The 20,078-nt window shown below is 65.6% G+C and carries 17 protein-coding genes; 14 read left to right on the forward strand and 3 right to left on the reverse strand.

Annotation, left to right across the window (positions count from 1 at the left end; translation table 11 throughout):
- Positions 1 to 34 precede the first annotated feature (34 nt).
- From D451_RS0109885 to D451_RS0109920, 8 genes are read left to right on the forward strand one after another with little or no spacing between them, the layout of a single operon-like run.
- Complete coding sequence (locus D451_RS0109885; protein ID WP_017534271.1) at positions 35 to 514, forward strand: NUDIX hydrolase; 480 nt, start codon at positions 35 to 37, stop codon at positions 512 to 514.
- Positions 511 to 1,179 carry a hypothetical protein gene (locus D451_RS0109890; protein ID WP_017534272.1) on the forward strand — a complete coding sequence of 223 codons (669 nt, stop codon included), beginning with the start codon at positions 511 to 513 and terminating at the stop codon, positions 1,177 to 1,179. Before D451_RS0109885 ends, D451_RS0109890 begins: the two co-directional genes overlap by 4 nt.
- Positions 1,167 to 2,975, forward strand: coding sequence for a DUF4254 domain-containing protein (locus tag D451_RS0109895; protein WP_017534273.1), 1,809 nt, complete (start codon positions 1,167 to 1,169; stop codon positions 2,973 to 2,975). The genes D451_RS0109890 and D451_RS0109895 overlap by 13 nt, the downstream gene beginning before the upstream one ends.
- A gap of 24 nt (positions 2,976 to 2,999) precedes the next feature.
- Positions 3,000 to 3,572 carry a phosphoribosyltransferase gene (locus D451_RS0109900; protein WP_017534274.1) on the forward strand — a complete coding sequence of 191 codons (573 nt, stop codon included), beginning with the start codon at positions 3,000 to 3,002 and terminating at the stop codon, positions 3,570 to 3,572.
- Positions 3,569 to 4,681: a glycosyltransferase family 9 protein gene (locus tag D451_RS0109905; RefSeq protein ID WP_017534275.1), complete on the forward strand. Its 1,113-nt coding sequence runs from the start codon at positions 3,569 to 3,571 to the stop codon at positions 4,679 to 4,681. Before D451_RS0109900 ends, D451_RS0109905 begins: the two co-directional genes overlap by 4 nt.
- Positions 4,678 to 5,808 (forward strand): hypothetical protein, encoded by a 1,131-nt coding sequence (locus D451_RS0109910; protein ID WP_017534276.1) that lies wholly within the window; start codon positions 4,678 to 4,680, stop codon positions 5,806 to 5,808. Before D451_RS0109905 ends, D451_RS0109910 begins: the two co-directional genes overlap by 4 nt.
- Positions 5,793 to 6,554 (forward strand): SDR family NAD(P)-dependent oxidoreductase, encoded by a 762-nt coding sequence (locus D451_RS0109915; RefSeq protein ID WP_017534277.1) that lies wholly within the window; start codon positions 5,793 to 5,795, stop codon positions 6,552 to 6,554. The genes D451_RS0109910 and D451_RS0109915 overlap by 16 nt, the downstream gene beginning before the upstream one ends.
- Positions 6,547 to 7,095 carry a histidine phosphatase family protein gene (locus D451_RS0109920; RefSeq protein ID WP_017534278.1) on the forward strand — a complete coding sequence of 183 codons (549 nt, stop codon included), beginning with the start codon at positions 6,547 to 6,549 and terminating at the stop codon, positions 7,093 to 7,095. The genes D451_RS0109915 and D451_RS0109920 overlap by 8 nt, the downstream gene beginning before the upstream one ends.
- 3 nt (positions 7,096 to 7,098) lie before the next feature.
- Here the strand turns inward: D451_RS0109920 and gltX are convergent, their stop codons facing one another.
- A complete protein-coding gene (gltX, locus tag D451_RS0109925) occupies positions 7,099 to 8,556 on the reverse strand; it encodes a glutamate--tRNA ligase (RefSeq protein WP_081616066.1) in 1,458 nt (485 codons plus the stop codon).
- Positions 8,557 to 8,688: 132 nt separating this feature from the next.
- On the opposite strand from gltX, the gene D451_RS0109930 reads away from it, so the two are divergent.
- The 4 genes from D451_RS0109930 (at position 8,689) to D451_RS0109945 (ending at position 15,574) form a co-directional block, all read left to right on the forward strand.
- Positions 8,689 to 9,336 carry an N-6 DNA methylase gene (locus D451_RS0109930; RefSeq protein ID WP_017534280.1) on the forward strand — a complete coding sequence of 216 codons (648 nt, stop codon included), beginning with the start codon at positions 8,689 to 8,691 and terminating at the stop codon, positions 9,334 to 9,336.
- Positions 9,333 to 10,991 (forward strand): Eco57I restriction-modification methylase domain-containing protein, encoded by a 1,659-nt coding sequence (locus D451_RS26385; RefSeq protein ID WP_036567898.1) that lies wholly within the window; start codon positions 9,333 to 9,335, stop codon positions 10,989 to 10,991. Before D451_RS0109930 ends, D451_RS26385 begins: the two co-directional genes overlap by 4 nt.
- On the forward strand, positions 10,984 to 13,554 hold the full coding sequence (locus D451_RS0109940) for a DEAD/DEAH box helicase family protein (RefSeq protein WP_026124959.1): 2,571 nt from the start codon (positions 10,984 to 10,986) through the stop codon (positions 13,552 to 13,554). Before D451_RS26385 ends, D451_RS0109940 begins: the two co-directional genes overlap by 8 nt.
- Positions 13,555 to 14,215: 661 nt before the next feature.
- Entirely contained in the window at positions 14,216 to 15,574 is a 1,359-nt protein-coding gene (locus tag D451_RS0109945) for a tyrosine-type recombinase/integrase (RefSeq protein ID WP_017534283.1), read from the forward strand.
- Positions 15,575 to 15,652: 78 nt separating this feature from the next.
- Here D451_RS0109945 and D451_RS0109950 read toward each other — a convergent pair whose 3' ends face one another.
- Both D451_RS0109950 and D451_RS27290 read right to left on the reverse strand, forming a co-directional pair.
- Entirely contained in the window at positions 15,653 to 15,913 is a 261-nt protein-coding gene (locus D451_RS0109950; RefSeq protein WP_017534284.1) for a helix-turn-helix domain-containing protein, read from the reverse strand.
- Positions 15,891 to 16,325 carry a WhiB family transcriptional regulator gene (locus D451_RS27290; protein WP_081616070.1) on the reverse strand — a complete coding sequence of 145 codons (435 nt, stop codon included), beginning with the start codon at positions 16,323 to 16,325 and terminating at the stop codon, positions 15,891 to 15,893. Before D451_RS27290 ends, D451_RS0109950 begins: the two co-directional genes overlap by 23 nt.
- A gap of 1,027 nt (positions 16,326 to 17,352) precedes the next feature.
- Between D451_RS27290 and D451_RS27030 the strand changes: the two genes are divergently transcribed.
- Both D451_RS27030 and D451_RS0109960 read left to right on the forward strand, forming a co-directional pair.
- Positions 17,353 to 17,841 (forward strand): hypothetical protein, encoded by a 489-nt coding sequence (locus D451_RS27030; RefSeq protein ID WP_017534286.1) that lies wholly within the window; start codon positions 17,353 to 17,355, stop codon positions 17,839 to 17,841.
- 146 nt (positions 17,842 to 17,987) lie between these two features.
- The coding region (locus tag D451_RS0109960; protein WP_017534287.1) for a tetratricopeptide repeat protein at positions 17,988 to 20,078 on the forward strand (2,091 nt) is incomplete at its 3' end.

Raw genomic sequence — 20,078 nt, forward strand, 5'->3', positions numbered from 1 at the left:
TCCTATTCCAGAACACGACGTGGAACGAGTGAACATGACCGAGATCGTGAAGCAGAGCGCTCGCGTCCTCCTCTTCGACAGCGAGCAGCGGCTGGTGCTCATCAGGCGTACCAAACCCGAACAGGAGCCCTACTGGGTCGCCGTGGGAGGCGGGGTCGAGGCGAAGGACATCAGTGTCGAGGCGGCCTTGCACCGTGAGGTCCTGGAGGAGCTCGGCGGTCGAATCGACCGGATCCGCCAGGTCCTCGTCATCACCGACGACCTCCCCGGCGGTATCGGAATCCAACACGTCTTCATCGCACGGTTGACCTCCATGGACCTCACCAACCGCACCGGGACCGAGTTCACCGAGCCCGGACGCGGCACCTACGAAGTGGCCCGTGTCCCCGCCACACGAGACGTCCTCGCGGGACTCCGTCTCCTACCGCCCCGACTCGCCGAATTCGCGCAGGCGAACATCCACGGCCTGCTGGCACTGGTGAACGAGGAAGACGCAGCGGACGAGGCGCCATGACCGACTTCGTCAGCCTCAACGGCCCCGACAACAGCGGCAAGTCGACGCAGGCGCGCATGCTGGCGGACAGCTGGCACGGGTTCCACGACCTGGGTCCGGTTCACCGCCACGATCCGGCCACCTGGGCCCGTGTCTCGGGCCCGGGATACGGCACCTGGTGGTTCACCACCTCCAGCACGGAGGAGCTGACGCGCATGCTGTTCTCCAGCCACGCCGCCCGAACCAGAGCCCGCCCTCCCGGAAAGATCGGACTCCTGGACCGCGGCTGGTACATGCTCCTCGCCACGGCCGTTGCGACCTGCGCGGTCAAGGAGTCGCTCACCGTCGAAGCCGCCTGGACCCGAGTTCTCGCCTTGGTGGACACGGACGAACCGCGCCCACCGGAGCTCTCCATCCTGCTGCTCCCCGCGCTCGACCTTGAGCAGAGCATCGGCATCGCCCAACAGCGGGAGGGACGTCCGTGGGCCGGCGTCTACCTCGACTACCAACGGCGTCTGCACCGCGTGCTCCTGCACATGGCGCATCAAGGCGTGTTCGCCGAGGTTGTCTCCGGACAGACGCACGGCATCGACGCGACGCACGCCTTCCTCAGCAGAGTCCTCACCGCGCACGACGTCAGCGCCCCCTCGATCAACCACCCCGCGAAGAACGGATGTTCGCCGTGAACCCTCCTCCTCTTCCCTTCAACGAACCCCTTGCTGCCTTACTGGCTCTACTCCCGGCCAAGGAACGCACCCGGTTCGACGAAGCTGTCAGCGGACTCCACCGCACCAACCACCGCCTGTGGCGAGCCGAGGACGGCGTACGCGTCGAGGCGGCCGACCCTGTGCGGATAGCTGACGGCAAGCGCGTGATCGACCAGCTCAACATGGACCGCGTCCGCTACGCCGAGCGCCTGGACGAGGTGATCGCCGCCGGATGCCCGGTGGCCCCCGCCGTGACCGCGCCGATGCACACCGAGCCGTTCAGTTCCGCGGTCGACCGGCTGTCGGTGACGGTGCTGCGACTGCACCACACGCGGCTGGCGGCGGACGAGGACCCCGGTGTCCAGCCCCGTGTGGCCAGAGTCCAAGCCCAGATCCACGACCTGCACGAGGCGCTCGGGTCCCTGTCCGAAGACGTCGTCACCGGTCGGAGGCGGCTGCCCGACGGGGCACGGTTCAAGCTCTACGGCACGGCGATGCACGCGGACACCCGTCCCGCCCCGAACCCCAACCTGCCCCCGGTCATCGCCTTGGGCGGCCTGAGTGAGTGCGGCAAGAGCACATCGGGAATTTTCCTGAGCCGGGACGAGGACGCCGTCCGGTTCAAGATCGGCTTCCTACTGACCCAGGCCGCCGCCCGTCAGGGCCTGGCCGATCCCTATGCCCTGTCGCCCATGCGTCAGGCGGAACTGCTCCTGGACGAGCTCAACCGGTTCGCTGACGCTCACGTGGACGTCGAGCTGATCACCATCGAGTCCGTGCACAGGGCCGAGTCGATCGCGGCTCTGAAGTCCTTGATGGGTGAGCGGCTACGGGTGGTCTACGTCGACGTCCCCTTCGCGGTGCGACTGGCACGCTCGGGAGGTAACCGGCAGGCCCTGGAGGAGAAGGACCGGATCAAGACCCGCCGGGGCGCGGACCGGATCCCGGCTGATGAGGTCCTGGACAACTCCGGCAGCGTGACCCGGCTGCACGGCGGACTTCGGCGCCTGGCCAGCCCTCCGACCACGGCACGGGTCAAGACCATCCCACCCCAGGAGCTCCGGCTGCCCACAGCGGTGCGGGGGGCGACCTCCCGACTCGTGGAGTCTTTGTCCGCCTTGCCTGACGAGCGGTGCCTCGTCGCGTTGACCGGGAGCGCGGTCAACGGCGGTTGGGAGGAGGGGTGGTCCGACGTCGACCTGCTCGCCATCACCGAGAGCGGGCACAGCGAACGGGTCATGCGAGCCATGGACGAGTACCGGTCGACGCTCCTGGCCTGCGGTGGTATCCACCTGGGCGCGACGGTCCTGCCCGTCTCCGAGGCCCAGGTGCGCCGCCTCCCCAATCGGGTGCTCGCCGCCCTGGTGATGCTCCAGGAAGGAAGCCCCGCGCTTCTGGCCGGCCCCGGCCTGCGGTTGCCGGTGGTCTCACGCAGGGAGGTGGAGCGCGGTACTCCCGCCGCCCTGGCCGACGCGGTCGCGACCACGCGACGGCTGCGCCACGATCCCGGGCACGGCCGTGTCCGCCCGCTCTACAAGCACCTGGTCCTGCTCTGCCGCCTTCTCCTGCGGGAGCAGTCGGTATGGGTGAGCGGCGACGACATCGTTCCCGAGGCCGTTCGACGGCTGCCCGGGCTCGGCCCTCTCGATCTCCCTCCCCTGGCCGCGGTCGTCTCCGCCCATCGGGAGGACACGGACCGAGCCCGGGTGCTCGGCGCGATCGAGACGGCCGTGGACCGGCTGCTCACCTGGCACGAACGACAGTGTGCCGCCTGAGAGCGGCCTAACGAGAGGAAGACCATGGAAGCGGTCACCCAGAGCACGGGCTTTCACGCCGAGGTCGTGGCGCGGCTGGACGCGGGGCCGAGCAGCCGGCCCGAACGGGTGGTGCACGATCTCGACGGCGCCCGGTCAGCGGTCTCCCCGGACCAACTCTCCGCTGCAGGACATCTGTTGTGGGGAGCTCTGCGCCGCACGGTTCCTGCCGTCTCAGGCGTCGACGCGGTCCTCGGTCTGGACGCGGGCGGCATCGTGCCGGCGCTCGCGGTGAGTATGGCCTCGGGCCTCCCGTACAAGCTCGCGTGGAAGGTGCGCGTTCCTCTGCCTGGCGCCGTTCACTTCGTCGAGGGCCACGCCAACCGCCCCAACGTGTTCGCCTACGGAATCGCTCCCGGGCACGGCTACGTCCTGGTCGACGACGAGGTGACGACCGGCATCACTCTGGTGAACCTCGCCCAGGCCCTACGCCGTCACGGGGCGCACCCGGTCGCTGCGGTGTGCCTGGCTGAGGACACCCGGTACCAGGCAAGGTCCATCCTCGAAGAGGCCGGTCTGCCCCTCGTCTCCCTCACCCGGATCGGACAGGACGGATGAGCCCGGTCGTGCCCCTGGTGACCCGGCACTGGGGAAACACCGCCTACGCCCCCGAGCAGGTACTCAGCATCCCGCTCGGTTATGACCGCTCCGTGACGCCCGTCGGTGCCGTCCTTCCCGAGGCACCCGACCCCGAGCTCCGAAGTGCCCTGGACCGATGCGCTCGGGTCGTGGTGGCCTTTGACGGCAAGCTGGGTGACTCGCTTCTCGCCTTCGGTGCGGTTGCCGCGGTCACCGACGCGCTCATCTTGCTTGGACGTACCGTCCCGGTCAGCTCGTCGGGCCGGTACGGGTGCCTGTACCCGACAACGAGCACAGCCTGTTCGCGCGGCTGCTCTCCACGGCTCATCATCGGCGACGACCCCGGTGTGCAGCTGACCCGGCCGACCGAGGACGACCACGTCCTCCTCTGCTATCCGGAGCAGGCCCACTGCCGCGACGACGGCCAACGCGCCCACACCCACCTGCCCGCGCGCTATTACCTGAGGTTGGAGGAGCGGATCGGCCTCCGGCTGCCGGGCGAGCCACCATTCCTGCCGCCCCTGGCCCGCAATACAGCTGAGCCCGTTGGAGAGGCGTTGACGATCGCGGCCGTCACCGCGACCAGTTGGCCCGGCCGCAAGGACTACGGAGCCGCACGGTTCACCGACGCCGCCCGGATCATCGGGGAACGGTCCGGCCGTCATGTGCGGCTCCTCCTCGTGTCCGGCCACGAAGAGACGGCTCCCCGACCACCCGCAGAGGCGGCTGGCGTCCAGACCGAATCGGTCACGGGCGCCGACCTGGCGACCCTGATGGACCTGTTCGCCCGCTGCGACGTGGTCTTGGGCAACGACACCGGGTTGACCCACCTGGCCGCGCTCGCCTCGGCCAGGGCCGAGGTCATCGGGCTGTACGGGCGGCACTCCCACAGCAAATGGCGAACCGGTCTCGGCCATCACCACGCGCTCGCTACTCCCTTCTCCGAACGCATGCACCGCCAGGACATGTGCCCGGTACGCGATGGATTGGACGACACCGACAACAACGGACGCGCCCCGCTGTCCGCGATCTCCCCGGACCTCCTCGCGGACACCGCTCTAGTTGCGTTGGAACGGAGTGGCGCATGAGGGCACTGAATCTGCTCCCACGCATCGGGACTCCGCTGAGGTTCACCCGCAACCGGCTCTATCCGATCGACACCCCGCGACGGCGCCTCATCGCCAAGCGCATGCCGGACCACGACGAGGCCCGCGCCGAGGTACGCGGCCACCGTCTGCTGAGCGACTGGTACCCGGTGCCCGCTCTCCACCACCACGCCCGTCTCCTCGGCCGCACCGTCCTGGTGTACGAGCGGCTGCCCGTGGACACCGACCGCGGGCTGCTCCTGGACCTGCTCAACACCCCCGACACCGCCGACCACGCACCCCTGGACGGCTACATGCGGGAACTGACCAGCACCTATCTGCGTGTCTTCATCGAGACCGCCGAGCTGAGCCCGCCCTCCGCCGTGGTCGGCAAGCTCTACCGGGGCCGGGCGCTACCCGGAGGGCGACTCAATCACTACTACGCCGGCCATGACCTCCCGCTGACTGGAACCGTGGACGGGCCGAGATTCAGTGACCTGGCGCGGACGGGGCTGTACGTCAACGGGAGCCACTACCAGCTCGACTGGTCCGGAACGCTCCGCTGGCTCCGCACCGCATTCGACTCCCCCGTCTGGAGCGTGATCAGCCAGGGCGACCCGACCGACGCAAACCTCGCCGTTCCCCTTGCCTGGCTCGACTACGACACCGCCGGGCGCAACGCCATCGCGGGAGAGATCGCCAACTTCAGCTTCTACATGACCGTCCTCGGGGGATGGCTGGTCCCCACTCTCAACCCGGAGGCATTCACCCAGCATCCCGCCACATTCGACCGCCTTCCCGCGAACACGCCACGCGTCAGTACCCACCTCCAGGCGGGCACCGTCCACGTCCGCTTCACCGACCGGCTCGCCCTCGCACGACGGCGGGCGCTGTCCCACTACTGGGAACGGCTCGTCCGCCCGCTCACCGCTCGTTACTTCCCCGGACACGCCCTCTCCGATGCCCTCCGCCCCTACCTCGCGATGCGGATCATCGGCGTGTTCAACCTGGCCGAACTGGCACCGGAACAGCGGCTGTACCTGCTCGCCAAGCTCGCGCAGTGCATGGCCCCCGACTTCTCACCCTGGAGTTTCTTCAACCTCACGGAGTCCTCGTGCCCTACCCACTGAACAGCCGTCTGGCGCTGGTGACGGGAGCCACCGGAGGCATAGGTTCGGCCATCACCCGCACGCTTGCGCACTCCGGTGCCCGTGTGGCGCTGGCCCACTTCGACACACCCGATGACGCCCGTGAACTCGCCCAGGAGATCAGGAACATGAGCGGAGAAGCCGAAGCCTTCGCAGCGGACCTGCGCTCGGCCACCGCTGCCTCTGACCTCTACGAGCGTGTCCACGACCAGATGGGGGCACCGGACATCCTCGTCACCGCCGCCGGAGACTACCCCCGGACACCCCACGCGGACCTCACGCCGGGCCGCTGGGACGAGTGCCTGTCCCTCAACCTGACCGCCCACCACCTACTGGCCCAGGCCGCCGTCCCGGCGATGGTCGCCCGCGGCCACGGCCGCATCGTGACGGTCGGCAGCGTCCTGGCCCACACGGGCCGCCGCGAACTGGCCGACTACATCACTGCGAAGGCCGGCCTCGAAGGGCTCACACGCGCGCTCGCACGCGAGCTCGGTGAACACGGCATCACCGTGAACTGCGTGGCGCCCGGCTCCATCCGAGTGCCCGCCGAGGGCAACGTCGTCCCTGATCCCGTCGCCATGGAGAAGCGCCAACTCGCCCGCCAGTGCGTACGGCGTCGCGGACAGCCCGAGGACGTGGCCTCCGCCGTCGCGTTTCTCGCCAGTGACGAGGCCGGATTCATCACCGGTCAGACACTGCGTGTAGATGGAGGGTGGGTCCTTGGCTGACCTCTACCTCATGCGGCACGGACACTACGTCGGGCACCGGCCGGGCTACCACGCACCCGACGACGCGGAACTCTCGCCCCGGGGCCGAAGAGAGGCGATCGTCGCCGCACGGATTCTGCCACCCGTGGCCGCGATCGTCTCCAGTCCTCTGCCACGCGCGCTCCAGACCGCAGAACTCTTAGCCCAGCGCTCCGGGTTCCCCTTGCTGGAGCCCGTCCCCGACCTCCGGGAGTGGCGCAGCCCCACCGCGGTCCAAGGATTACCTCCCGACGAGTTCCCCAAGGACTACGCCCAGTGGCGCTTACGACGAACCCTCGACCCCACCAGCCGGTACGGGGACGGAGAATCCCTACAGGAGCTGAACGAGCGGGCCGCGCGTGCCCGCGCCCAGCTGTCCACCTTCGTGGATCGGGAGGGTACTCTGCTGGTGGTCTCGCACACGCTCTTCCTCTCACTACTCACCAGCGTCGAACCAGCCGCCACCGCGTTCAGCACCGCCGCACGTAACCAGTGGCCGTTTCTTGAGGTCCGTAGCTGCTAAAAGTCATGTCTGCGTGGTTAGCGACTCCCGGCTGGCCTCGACCCGCCCGGAGTTGAGCCGCTCCAGCGCCGCGCGCAAGTGCTCCAGCGTGCGCTCCCTACCCAGTAGTTCCAGGGATTCGAAGAGCGGCAATCCGACCGTGCGACCGGTCACCGCCACTCGGACCGGTGCCTGAGCCTTGCCGAGCTTGAGCCCTTGGGCGGCCCCGGCCTGCTCAAGGGCTCCCTTGAGGGCCTCGGCCTCCCAGTTCAAGGACTCGTCCGAGTAGGTGGCGATCGCGGCGGTGAGCATCTCCGCACCAATACCGGGCTTCATGGCCTTGGCCCAGCTCTTCTCATCGAAGACCGGCGAGTCCAGGAACAGGAAGTCCACGTTGGGCACGATCTCGCTGAGCACCGCCACCCGGCTCTGCACCAGCGGGGCGATCTGCGCGAACACGCCTGAGTCGAAGTCCTCCGGCCGCCACGGCACCCCCTCACCCTCCAGGTAGGGGGCGCAGCGCTTGACGAACTCGTCCACGTCCAAGGCGCGGATGTAGTCGCCGTTGAAGGCCCGCAGCTTCTTCTCATCGAAGAACGCCGGCGAGGAGTTGACGTCAGCCAGGTCGAAGAGCGGGATCATCTCCTCAATCGGCATGATCTCCCGGTCCTCACCCGGAGCCCAGCCCAGCAGCATCAGGTAGTTGACCATGGTCTCGGGCAGGAAACCCTCGGCCTGATAAGACTCCATCGCGACCTTGTCACGCCGCTTGGACAGCTTCTGGCGCTTCTCGTTCACCAGCACAGGGGCGTGCGCCCACACCGGCGCGGTGTGCCCCAGCGCCTCCCACAGCAACTGCTGCTTGGGGGTGTTGGACAGGTGCTCCTCGCCCCGGATGACATGCGTGATGCCCATCTCGACGTCGTCCACCACATTGGCCAGGACGAACAGGGCAGTGCCGTCGCCACGGGCGATGACGAAGTCCTCCAGCGCCTCGTGCGGGAACTCCACCCGGCCCCGAATCTTGTCCTCGACCACGGTCGGACCGCCCTCGGGAATACGAAAGCGCAATGCCCGCCCCGGCCCGGACTCCAGCCCGCGCTCCCGGCAGAACCCGTCATAGCCCAGGTTGGGGTTGTCCCGGCGGGCCTGGACCTGCTCGCGCTTGCAGTCGCAGTAGTAGGCCAGCCCTTCATTCAGCAAGCGCTGGGCGGCCTCGGTGTGCTTGTCCGCATAGTCGGTCTGGGAGTAGGGGCCCACGTACTGGGTGGAGTCCACCCCTAGCCAAGCCATCGCCGCCAGGATGCCCTCAGTCCACTCGGGGCGGGAGCGGGCGGCGTCGGTGTCCTCGATCCGCAGCACCATGGCGCCGCCGGATTGTCGTGCGACCACCCAGTTCAGCAGCAGAGACCGGGCGTTGCCCACGTGGAACATACCGGTCGGGGACGGCGCGAACCTGGTACGAATCGAGGTGTCAGTCACCCCACAGAGCCTAGCGTGATCCGCCGCTGAACCGGAGCGAGACAATGAGCAGAAGGAAAGTTCCAGGGGTTTCCTGTATGTCAGTAGAAGCCTCTACCTTGATGTGAACCACGAAAAAATGAAGGAGTGGCGATGAGCCTGCATGAGGTAGAGCGCCTGGTCAAGTCCAAGCAGCGCGTCGCCGACCATGGTGAAGTGTTCACCCCTGCCTGGATGGTCGAGGACATGCTCAACCTCGTCAAGGAGGAGTCTGAGCGCATCGACTCGCGTGTGCTCGAACCGGCATGCGGTTCCGGCAACTTCCTGCTCCTGGTTCTGGCTCGCAAGCTCACCGCTGTCCAGCTTCGTCATGGCAAAAGTGACTTCGAAAAGCGCCACTATGCCCTGTTCGCCCTCATGTGCACTTACGGTATCGAACTGCTCGCCGATAACGCCCAAGAGTGCCGAGACAACCTCGCTGACCTCTTCAACACCTTCCTCGGCACTGAAGACGACGAATGGGCTCGGGCGGCCCGCTCAGTCCTTGCCACGAACATCGTCCAGGGCGATGCCCTGACCATGACCGTTCCAAGTGGGCGTCCAATCACATTCCCCGAGTGGGGCTACCTTGGCAAGGGAAAATTCCAGCGACGTGACTTCCGCTACGACGACCTCACCCAACGTGCCTCCTATGAGGGCACCCTGTTTGGCCAGCTTGACGACGAAGACCTTTTCATTCCGAGCAAGACCTACCCAACGATGACCGTCCACCAGATCGCTGAGCAGGTGAGTGCGGTATGAACCTTGCACCCTTCACTCTGCGAAGCCACAACCCAGACGTCCTGACCTGTATCGCCAACCTCTCCAACGATGAGGTCTTCACCCCACCAGAGATGGCCAGCGCGATGCTCGACCTGCTCGCCAGGACCTGGTCTGAAGCCAACAACGGCGCAGACATCTGGGCCGATCCGGATGTGAGGTTCCTCGACCCGTTCACCAAGTCCGGTGTGTTCTTGCGCGAGATCGTTCGTCGCCTCACTAGCGGCCTCGCCGCCACCATCCCCGACCTCGAAGAGCGCGTCGATCACATCCTCACCCGGCAGGTCTACGGGATCGCCATCACCAGGCTCACCGGTTTACTGGCCCGACGCAGCGTCTACTGCTCAAAGCACGCCAACGGCCCCCACTCGATTGCCAAGTCCTTGACCACCGAGGACGGCAACATTTGGTTCGAACGTACAGAGCACACCTGGACGAACGGCACCCGCGAGTTTCGCGTTGACCCTCTCACCGGCGACGAGGTCACCATCTACACCAATCGGCGCTGCATCTACTGCGGGGCTGGCGAAGGCGATTACGAACGCGGAAACGAACTCGAAACCCACGCCTACGCGTTCATCCACACTGACGACATCAAAGCTCGCGTTGCCGAGCTGTTCGGAGAAGACATGCAGTTCGATGTCATCATCGGTAACCCTCCCTACCAGCTCAGTGACGGCGGGTTCGGCACCTCGGCGGCACCGATCTACCAGATGTTCATCGAAAAAGCTCTAGGACTTGACCCCCGCTTTGCCGTCTTTGTCACCCCTTCGCGCTGGTTCGCAGGCGGTAAGGGACTCGACGAGTACCGCAAGACGATGCTCAGCGACCATCGCATGCGTAACATCGTGGACTACCCTAAGCTCTATGAAGCTTTCCCCGGCGTGAAAATCAGGGGCGGCGTCTCCTACTTTCTGTGGGACCGCGACTACGAGGGCCCTTGCACCGTTCAGACCATGTGGGACGGCCAACCCATCGGCGAACCTGTTGCTCGCTACCTCGATGCTTACGACGTACTTATCCGCCGCAACGAGGCGATCCCCATCCTTGAAAAGGTCTGTGCCGAGCACGAACCAACCCTGGATGTCCGGGTCTCGAGCCGTAAACCGTTTGGCCTCCCGACCAACTTCCACGGCAGCACGACGAAGCGTGGACTCAAAGACCCCGTTCAACTCTTTGGCTCACGCAAGGTGACCTGGGTCGATCGCTCGGACATTCCGCTCAACCACGCCTGGATCGACGAGTGGAAGGTACTCATGACCGCGGTGCAGGGCACGAGCGCGGCTGTTGAGACAAAGTTTCTTTCCAAACCGATCATCGCCGGTCCGGGCACCGCTTGCACCGAGACCTACTTGGTTGCGGGCAAGTTCTCTACCGAAGAAGAAGCCACCCGGTACGCCATGTACCTACGAACTCGCTTCGCACGCTTCCTCGTTTCCCTGCGCAAGTCCACCCAGCACGCCACACGTGATGTCTACGCCTTTGTCCCGGACGTGCCCCTGGATCGAGACTGGACCAACGCTTTGCTCTATGAACGCTACGACCTTGCATCAGAGGAAATTGCATTCATCGAGTCCCAGGTCGCCGAGCACGACGACACCCTCGTCAACCACGGCGGTGAGCACAGCGATGAGTAAGGAAATCGGCGAGCTACTCCCTGAGAAGCCCACCGCACGGCTGCGTATCTACGCCTGGACACCGAACAACCCACCCGCCGATTATGTTGGGCTCATCAAGGTCGGCCAGACCACCAAGACAAACGTCAACGCTCGCATCCGCGAATCACAGGGCCAGATGCAACAGTCCTACACCCTTCATGTCAACGAATCTGCAGAGCGCGATGACGGCACAGCATTCCGTGACTTCGAAGTGCGCCAGCGCCTCATTGAGAAGGGATTTGAGAATCCCATCTTTGGCTCAGCCAGGGAGTGGTTGCGCTGTACCCCAGCAGATGTACTTACCGCAATCACCGAGCTGCGCACCGGCCAGAAGCTGACCGGCACGCACCACGAGACGTTCCCGATGCGTCCCGAGCAGGCTCGCGCCGTCGAAAAGACACAGAAGTACTTCGAGTCGATCTGGGCCGAAGGTACGAAAACAGTGCCAAGGTTCTTGTGGAACGCCAAAATGCGGTTCGGTAAGACCTTCACCTCTTACCAGCTCGCCAAGCGCCTAGGCGCCAAACGTGTCCTCGTAGTGACTTTCAAACCCGCCGTCGAAGACGCCTGGAAGACCGACCTGGAATCCCACGCCGACTTCGAAGGATGGCAGTACCTCTCAACTGCCACAGGAGAAAGCCCTGACACTGCCGACCGTACGCGCCCACTGGTGTATTTCGGTTCGTTCCAAGACCTACTCGGCCGGGATAAAAAGACCGGACTCATCAAGGCGAAGAACGAATGGATTCACACCGCCAACTGGGACCTCGTGGTCTTCGACGAATACCACTTCGGCGCCTGGCGCGAGTCCGCCCAAGAGTTGTTCGAGGGTGAGGACGAAAAGGTCAAGAAGAAAGAACTCGCCGCCGAGTATCACGACGGCCTCGCCACCTTCGATGAAGAACTCGACGAGCTAGGCCACGACGAGGACGAATTCCTACCCATCACCACCCGCGCCTACTTGTACCTCTCGGGCACCCCGTTCAAGGCGTTGGCCGACGGTGAATTCGTCGAGGAACAAATTTTTAACTGGACCTACACCGATGAGCAGCGCGCCAAGGCCGACTATGCCGATGCCCACCCCGGCACGTGGAACCCCTACGGGGCTCTACCGGAGATGCGGCTGTTCACTTACCAGATGCCCGACGAGTTGGTCGCGGTGGCCAGTCAGGGCGAGTTTGACGAGTTCGATCTGAACGCCTTCTTCGAGGCCACCGGCACCGGCAAGGACGCCGAGTTCACGCACAAGACGGATGTGCAGAAGTGGCTCGACATCATCCGTGGCGCCCACCTTCCCACCCAGGTAGACGCGATGAGAATGGGGGCCCGGCCACCGTTTCCATACTCCGACGTGCGCTTGCTTCCGTACTTGCAGCACTCCTTTTGGTTCCTGCCCAACGTCGCCGCCTGTGAAGCGATGGCCAACCTACTGGCTGAGCGGCACAACGTGTTCTGGCATGACTACCAGGTGCTCATCGTCGCAGGCCCTCACGCAGGAATTGGGCTCGACGCCCTGCCACCGGTGCGCGAGGCCATCTGCGATGGTCATGACACCAAGACCATCACTCTGTCATGCGGGAAGCTCACCACCGGTGTCACAGTCAAGCAGTGGTCTTCGATCCTGATGCTCCGAAACCTTAACTCCCCGGAGACGTACTTTCAGGCGGCTTTTCGGGTGCAATCACCGTGGTCGATCAAGAACCCTGACGGCAACGATCCAGATGAGGAACTCGTACTCAAGCCGGTGTGCTTTGTGTTCGACTTTGCTCCCACCAGGGCACTGCGTCAAATTTCCGACTACGGGGCTGGGCTGGCGCCGGAGACTCCGAACCCAGAGCAGGCGGTTGAGGAGCTGGTGAAATTCCTACCGGTACTCGCGTACGACGGGTCGAACATGACCCAGGTCGACGCGGGTGGCATCCTCGACATCGCCATGGCCGGGACATCAGCGACGCTCTTGGCCCGCAAGTGGGAGTCCGCCATCCTCGTCAACGTCGACAACGACACGCTACGCCGCATCATGGGCAATCAGGCCGCATTGAAGGCGGTAATGAACATTGAAGGCTTCCGCACCCTGGGATCATCGGTCTTCGAAACCGTCGTCAACAAGAGCGAGTCTGTGAAAAATGCTAAGAAAGAGAAAGGCGAAGACCTCACCCCTCAGGAGAAGAAAGAGCTAACGTCCGAGGAAAAGGAGTACAAGTCCAAGCGGAAGCAGATTCAGGAAAAGCTGGTAAAGTTCGCCACTCGTATCCCGGCGTTCATGTACCTGACCGACTTCCGCGAGAACACACTCCAAGACGTCATCACCAAGCTCGAACCCGACCTGTTCAAGACTGTGACCGGACTGAGTGTTGCCGACTTCCATCTGCTGGTCAATCTTGGAGTATTTAACGCCACCCACATGAACCAGGCAGTCTTCGCCTTCCGCCGGTACGAAGACGCATCCTTGACCTACACCGGCATCGACTCCCATAAGGGAATCCGGCATTACGGCCTCTACGACACCGTGATAGCCATCGATGACGCACCCAGTATCTGATCACAACGTAGCAACCAGCAAAAACCTGACCCGAAATTGCGGACATCACTCAAATTTGCAATTTTAGGCAAGAAATGGGCACAGCGTAGATTATTATCTCTTGCCACCACAAAGCTAAAACTTGGCGCCGTAGTTACCTCTCCCCTAGCTACAAAAGTACGGCCGGTGGTGCATCCTGCAGGGTGCACCACCGCGGTCTAAGACGTGCACCCGGAGGGTGCACACTTCCCTACGGAAGGCGGGGCAACCCGGCACAACCAGGTGAACACCTCCCCCACTACCTGCGACTTCTCGCATCACCGCAGGTCACACCACTCCCCCACCAGCATTCAAGTCCCGTCACTCACCCCAGAGGCTCAAGCCCCTGACCAGCGGAAACGCAAAGTGGTCAGGGGCTTTTGCGTTGCCGGGGGTGCACCAGCGGGTGCACGGGACCCACAACCCGGGCCGGTGAGTGTCCACCACCCATCCCGTCACTCACCGATGTTGTGGGGGCACACAGCCGTGCACCCCCGACCCGGACCCGCTCCGAAACTACACAGACCCGCCGCATACGGGCATCAGTACATCCGTCGGTCACCCGTCCTGGCCTGTGTAAAGATCTTCGAGGACCTTCGCGGGTTCCCTTCGCTTTGGCCCACACCCAAGCGATGGTCCACCCATGGCAACCATCAACCAGCGCACACTGTCCGACGGACGCACCCGCTACTGGGTCAAATGGCGACTCGGCGGCACCCGTGGCGGCCCGCCCCAGTCCGAACCCTTCGACACCCACGCCGACGCCCACACCTTCAAACTCCACGTCGAGGACGCCGGACACCACTGGCCCGAGAACTGGATCCCCCGCCAGGGCTGGGCCGCGGGGTGGATCCCCGGCCGTGGATGGATCAAGGTCAAGGAAGAAGAGGAACCCGCAGCCGAACCCGTCGTCTTCGCCGACTTCGCCCGCGAGCTCATCGACTCCATGACCGGTATCGAGGAACGCACTCGCGCCGACTACCACCGCGAACTCGAACTCCACCTGATCCCGCACTTCGGACAGGTCGACCTGCGCGACGTCACCCAGCTCAAACCCAAGGACGTCCGCGCCTGGATCAACCAGCTACGCACCGGCCTCCCCGACCCCAAGGCCTCCTACCGCACTCCCAACCCCAGTCGGGGCCGCCGGAAGGAACCCGGGTGGCTACGCAAACCCCTCTCGGCCAAGTTCATCCACAACCTGCACGGGCTGCTCTTCTCCATCTGCGAGGCCGCCGTACGCGAGGACCCGCCGATTCGGCCCTCCAACCCCGCCGCCCGCACCCGGCTACCCCGTGCCGACCACGAGGCCGACACCGAGATGTGCTTTTTGACCCGTGAGGAGTTCACCCTGCTCCGGGACTCGATGCACCCTGACGTACGCGACATGGTCGAGGTGTTCGTGCGCACCGGCATGCGCTACAGCGAACTGGTCGCCCTGCAGGTCCGCGACGTCAGCTTTACCCCGACCATCGACCACGAGGGACAGCAGCAGGTGCGCGGGCACCTGGACGTGCGCCGGGCCTGGAAGCGCGGACCGAACAACACCTTCTACCTAGGGGCGTCCAAGACCCGCAGTTCCCGGCGGCGGTTGCCGCTCTCGCCGCGCACCATCGATCTGCTGCGTCCCCGTTTGGAGGGAAAGAAGCCCGAGGAGTTCGTCTTCACCACCGACCTGGGGTCTTGGTGGCGGCATTCCTCTTTCTACGGCCGCCGCTGGGCGCCAGGTGTCAAAGAGGCCCAACGGCGCGGGCTGGGCAAGAAGCCGCGTATCCACGACCTGCGCCACACCCACGTGGCGTGGCTGATCGAGAAGGACGTGCACGTGTTCAAAATCCAGCGCCGCCTGGGGCACACCTCGATCACCACGACCATGGACCGCTACGGGCACCTGGTCACCGACATCGACGACACCATGATCGAGGCCATCGACGGCCCGCCCACTCCCCCGGTCCCGCGCACCGACCCCGGCGGTGAGCAGCGCCTGCGCCTGATCTCCTAAAGCCCAAGGGGAAGGAACGCACGGGGCCGGTGGCGCGGGTCAGCATCCGCACCACCGGCCCCGTTGTCGGCTCCCTCCCTACCCTTCTTGTCTCCACCGGTGAGCCATTCGCCTGGGGGCGAGGGCGTGCTGGGCCGCCCCGTCCACGATCGCCTCCAAGTCACTCACACTGAAGCGCACATGCTTGCCGAGCCTGCGGTGCGCAACCTTGCGCAACCGCACCCGTTCCCGCAGCCAGGACTCGGGCACCGCCAACACCCGCGCCGCCTCGGGGATCGTCAGCAACCGCTCCAGCTGGGCATCTTCGGTTTCCTCATCACGCCGCTCGGTTTCGCCCACGCACTCCCCCTTCGCGTTCTCCCCGTACTGCGACCCGGTAGCGGCGGCGCTCCTCCTCCGAAGCACCGCCCCACACCCCGTACTGCTCGCCCCGGCGCATCGCCTCGGCCAGACAGTTGAGCTGCACCGGACACACCCGGCACACCCGTTTGGCCGCACGCACCGACCCGCCCTGGGCCGGGAACCACAGATCCGGATCCCGCCCCCGACAGGCCGCGTACCCCCACCAGCCCCCGGCCGCCCCGCCCTTGGGCGTTGTGGGGCCGTCAGCGCGCCGGTGGGCCCCTGACGGCCCGCCCGCGCCCGGTCTGCGCGGCGCCGGTTTCCGGGCCGCCACGTCGCGCACCGGGCCCGAGCCGTCCGAGCGCGCCGCGCGAGGCCCGTCCGCCCCGTGCGTTGGTTCGTCATCCATGGACACCACCCCTGGCACCGTCTGGCCCGGGCATCGCTGACCTCGCTTCGCACAGCCCGGGTGGCCTGAGCACCGGCGCAGTCATGGTCCTCAAGTCAGAGGTAGAGCAAAGCTGATCTGATGACGGCAGGGCTGTTGGGAAGGCTTTCCGGCAGGCCGAGAGGCCTGCCGAGTGAGAGTGTGCAGGGGCGTTCGCGCCCCCGCACACCCGGGCCGCCGCCCACCCCACCCTGTGGGAGTACAGGCTCAGCATCCGACTACGAGCCCGCCGCGCACCCGTGGCGAGGAAGAAGACATAGTGCAGGTGGTGGGTGGCGAGCACCTGCGGTTCCCACAGCCCGTAGAGGATCGGCTTGCCCCGCTCAGTGATCCAGGGCAACAGGCGGACCGGGTCTGTTCGTACTTGTCCACGAGCACCTCCAAGGTGACGGCTGTTCTTACCCTTCACTCAGTAAGAAGCGCACCTGCACCCCGGGATTCGACACCTCATACGAGCATTCCCCGAACCGAACACACCCGGACCCAGAGTTGAAGACGGGCCCTGTGAACGGATTGCCCCACCTTCAGAGATTGCCCAGAGATGGCCCCGCCTGACTCCTCCCAAAGCGGGCCGATCTCGTACCCCGCCGCACCAGGCAAACGCGTCAGCGTCGACCATGGCAGCGCCCCTAGAGGAACTGGTTCTCAGTTTTCCAGGCTCGACCAGGTACGCACCGTACTGACCAGGTAGTAGAACTCCCCGGAGCACGCACCACCGAGGTGTCTGCCCTGCTGTCGGGAACCCATTTCGCGTCGTGGGAGAGGCAAGGGCCTACCCCGCGCGCCCCTTAGGCGCTCCGACGCCAGCGGTCAGAGGGACCGTGCCGGCCCGGTCTGCGCCGCTACCCTGGCTACCGCGCACCCTGGTCAACGATCCGTGACCGAACCGCCCCAAACCCCATACCGTCAGCATTATCCGTGTGCTTGCATAGAAACCTCCCCGCTCCTACCCACTCTTCCCACCTCCCGAAGAATGAAGGGCACATCCATGGTCGATCTCGCCGCAGCCGCCACGGCAGGAGCCACCGCCCTGGCCACCACCATCGGCACCAGCCTGTGGAAGGGGGTCCGCCCCACCCTCCAACAGTGGCTGACGCGCTTCGGTGAACGCCGCGCCCAGATCGCGCTGAAACACCTCGACACAAGCCACACCGAGCTCTCCCAGACCACTGACACCCCTTCATCAAAGGACCAGGAAGAGCTCCGTTCCTCTTGGCGGACCCGCTTTGAGGACTTCCTCCACGAACTCGACGGCACCGAACGCGACCAATTCGCCCAACAGCTTCTGGACCTCGCCGCCGAAATCAATGCCCGGAGCGGCGGTGACAACGTCTCCGTAGGGGACCACGGCATCACCGCCGGGGGGAATGTCACCGTCAAAGCCGAGGACGGTTCCTTCGCCGCAGGCACCGTCACGGGCGGAGTGAACTTCAATTCCCCTTCCCGGCCGGGGCAGGGCAACAGCACCGAGAGCTGACTGACCCCGGCGCCGCCTCCCCCACCGCCGCACAGACCCCAAGCGTCGGCGCCCAGTACGGCAGTGCCGCCTTCGGTTCTGCCCGCGATGTGACCATCCACCAGCACCATGCGGGCCATGAGGTTCGCTGGCCGATCCGTATCGGCGTGATCCCCGAGCAGGCAGCCCACTACCAGCACCGGTCCATCTCCGACCAACTCGACGAGGCCTTGCGCGGCTTCGGCACAGTGGTACTGCGCCAAGTCCTGTCCGGTACCGGCGGGGTCGGCAAAACCCAGCTCGCGGCCCACTACGCCCGTACCCTGCGCGATCTCACCGACCCCGATGAACGTGTGGATCTGCTGGTATGGGCCAACGCCTCCACCCGTGACCAGATCACCTTCGCCTACGCCCAAGCCGCGCAACAGCTGTTCACCACCGTTCCCGACGACCCCGAACACGCCGCGCAGCGGTTCTTGACCTGGTTGCAGTCCTCCCACCAGCACTCCAAGCGGAGGTGGCTGGTGGTGTGGGACGACCTGGCCGACCTGGCCGCCGTTCAGGATCTATGGCCCCCGCACGACCAGCCCCGCGGCCGTGTCCTGGTCACCACCCGCCGACGCGACCACTCCCTCACAAAGCAGGGACATCGCCTGATCGACGTGGACGTCTACACCCCTGAAGAGGCCCGCGCCTTTCTCACAGACGCCCTAGACCAGGCAGGGATCGCGCACACCCCGGCCGACCTGGAGTCCCTCGCCCGCGACCTGGGACGTCTCCCCCTGGCTCTGGGGCAGGCGGTGACCTACATGGCCGAGCTCGGTATGGGCTGCGACGCCTACCTTCAGGTGTTCCACGACCGGATGCGCACCCTGGCCAGGGTGTTCCCCGACTGGGACACCCCCACCCCGCTCGCCGCCACCTGGGAACTGTCGCTGCAGCAAGCCGACACCTTCCAACCCCAGGGTCTGGCACGCCACATGATGGGGCTCATCGCGCTCCTGGACGGTACCGGCATCCCCCAGCAGGTACTGACCGCCCCTGCCGTCCTGGAACACCTCGCCACACACCAGCCGCCCGGCACGCGCACCGAAAATCCCTCGATCTCCCCTGCCACCGTCCCGCGGACACCCCGTTGGGGAGCAGGGCTGAAACGCATGCTGGGCCTGGGCCGAACCACCTCCCGGCATACATCCGCCACACTCGCCACGCCCGCGTTAAGCGAGGACCAGGCACTTCGGGCCCTGGCCAACCTGCACCGGCTGAACCTCATCACCCGCAACGTCCGGCTTCGGGAGCAAGAGCACACCGAACCCGGCGGCACGCTGGTGGGAGCCCACCAGCTGATCCAGCGCGCCACCCGCGAGCACACCACCACCCGCCCCACCGGGGACAGTGTCAAAGCTCTGGCCGACGCGCTCCTACAGGTATGGCCCGAGGTCGAACGCGACACCTCCCTGGCCCAGCAGTTGCGCAGCAACACCACCGTTCTGGGCGGCCACCACGCGGTGCAGGGGCGTAGCAGCCAGGAGTGGTTGTGGGAACCGGAGGGCCACGCGGTGCTATTTCGCGCAGGTAGAAGTCTGGGCGAGGTGGGTCGTGTGAGCGAGGCCGAATCGTACTGGCAGCGCATGGTCGAGACCGCCCACCGGCATCTGGGCCCCGACCACCTCGACACCCTCACCACCCGAGGCAACCTCGCCCACTGGCGCGGCCATGCCGGAGACACCAAAGGCGCCACCCACGCCTTCGAACAACTCCTCACCGACCAGCTACGCATCCTGGGCCCCGACCACCCCGACACCCTCACCGTCCGCAACAACCTCGCCTCCTGGCGCGGAGAAACCGGAGACGCCGAAAGCGCCGCCACCGCCTTCGAACAACTCCTCACCGACTGTCTACGCATCCTGGGCCCCGACCACCTCGACACCCTCACCACCCGAGGCAACCTCGCCTCCTGGCGCGGCCGCGCCGGAGACCCCGAAGGCGCCGCCACCGCCCTCGAACAACTCCTCACCGACCAGCTACGCATCCTGGGCCCCGACCACCCCGACACCCTCACCGTCCGCAACAACCTCGCCTACTGGCGCGGAGAAACCGGAGACGCCGAAAGCGCCACCGCCGCTTACCAAGAACTCCTCACCGACCAGCTACGCATCCTGGGCCCCGACCACCCCGACACCCTCGCCACCCGCAACAACCTCGCCTACTGGCGCGGAGAAACCGGAGACGCCGAAGGCGCCACCCACGCCTTCGAA

The organism is Nocardiopsis alba DSM 43377, from assembly GCF_000341225.1.
GTDB classification, from domain to species: Bacteria; Actinomycetota; Actinomycetes; order Streptosporangiales; family Streptosporangiaceae; genus Nocardiopsis; species Nocardiopsis alba.

What these genes read in the sequence shown, in the direction of transcription:
- D451_RS0109885 (WP_017534271.1), top strand. Translation starts at nt 35, where the DNA reads ATGACCGAGATCGTGAAGCAGAGCGCTCGCGTCCTCCTCTTCGACAGC.
- D451_RS0109890 (WP_017534272.1), top strand. Translation starts at nt 511, where the DNA reads ATGACCGACTTCGTCAGCCTCAACGGCCCCGACAACAGCGGCAAGTCG.
- D451_RS0109895 (WP_017534273.1), top strand. Translation starts at nt 1,167, where the DNA reads ATGTTCGCCGTGAACCCTCCTCCTCTTCCCTTCAACGAACCCCTTGCT.
- D451_RS0109900 (WP_017534274.1), top strand. Translation starts at nt 3,000, where the DNA reads ATGGAAGCGGTCACCCAGAGCACGGGCTTTCACGCCGAGGTCGTGGCG.
- D451_RS0109905 (WP_017534275.1), top strand. Translation starts at nt 3,569, where the DNA reads ATGAGCCCGGTCGTGCCCCTGGTGACCCGGCACTGGGGAAACACCGCC.
- D451_RS0109910 (WP_017534276.1), top strand. Translation starts at nt 4,678, where the DNA reads ATGAGGGCACTGAATCTGCTCCCACGCATCGGGACTCCGCTGAGGTTC.
- D451_RS0109930 (WP_017534280.1), top strand. Translation starts at nt 8,689, where the DNA reads ATGAGCCTGCATGAGGTAGAGCGCCTGGTCAAGTCCAAGCAGCGCGTC.
- D451_RS26385 (WP_036567898.1), top strand. Translation starts at nt 9,333, where the DNA reads ATGAACCTTGCACCCTTCACTCTGCGAAGCCACAACCCAGACGTCCTG.
- D451_RS0109940 (WP_026124959.1), top strand. Translation starts at nt 10,984, where the DNA reads ATGAGTAAGGAAATCGGCGAGCTACTCCCTGAGAAGCCCACCGCACGG.
- D451_RS0109945 (WP_017534283.1), top strand. Translation starts at nt 14,216, where the DNA reads ATGGCAACCATCAACCAGCGCACACTGTCCGACGGACGCACCCGCTAC.
- D451_RS27290 (WP_081616070.1), bottom strand. Translation starts at nt 16,325, where the DNA reads ATGGATGACGAACCAACGCACGGGGCGGACGGGCCTCGCGCGGCGCGC.
- D451_RS27030 (WP_017534286.1), top strand. Translation starts at nt 17,353, where the DNA reads ATGGTCGATCTCGCCGCAGCCGCCACGGCAGGAGCCACCGCCCTGGCC.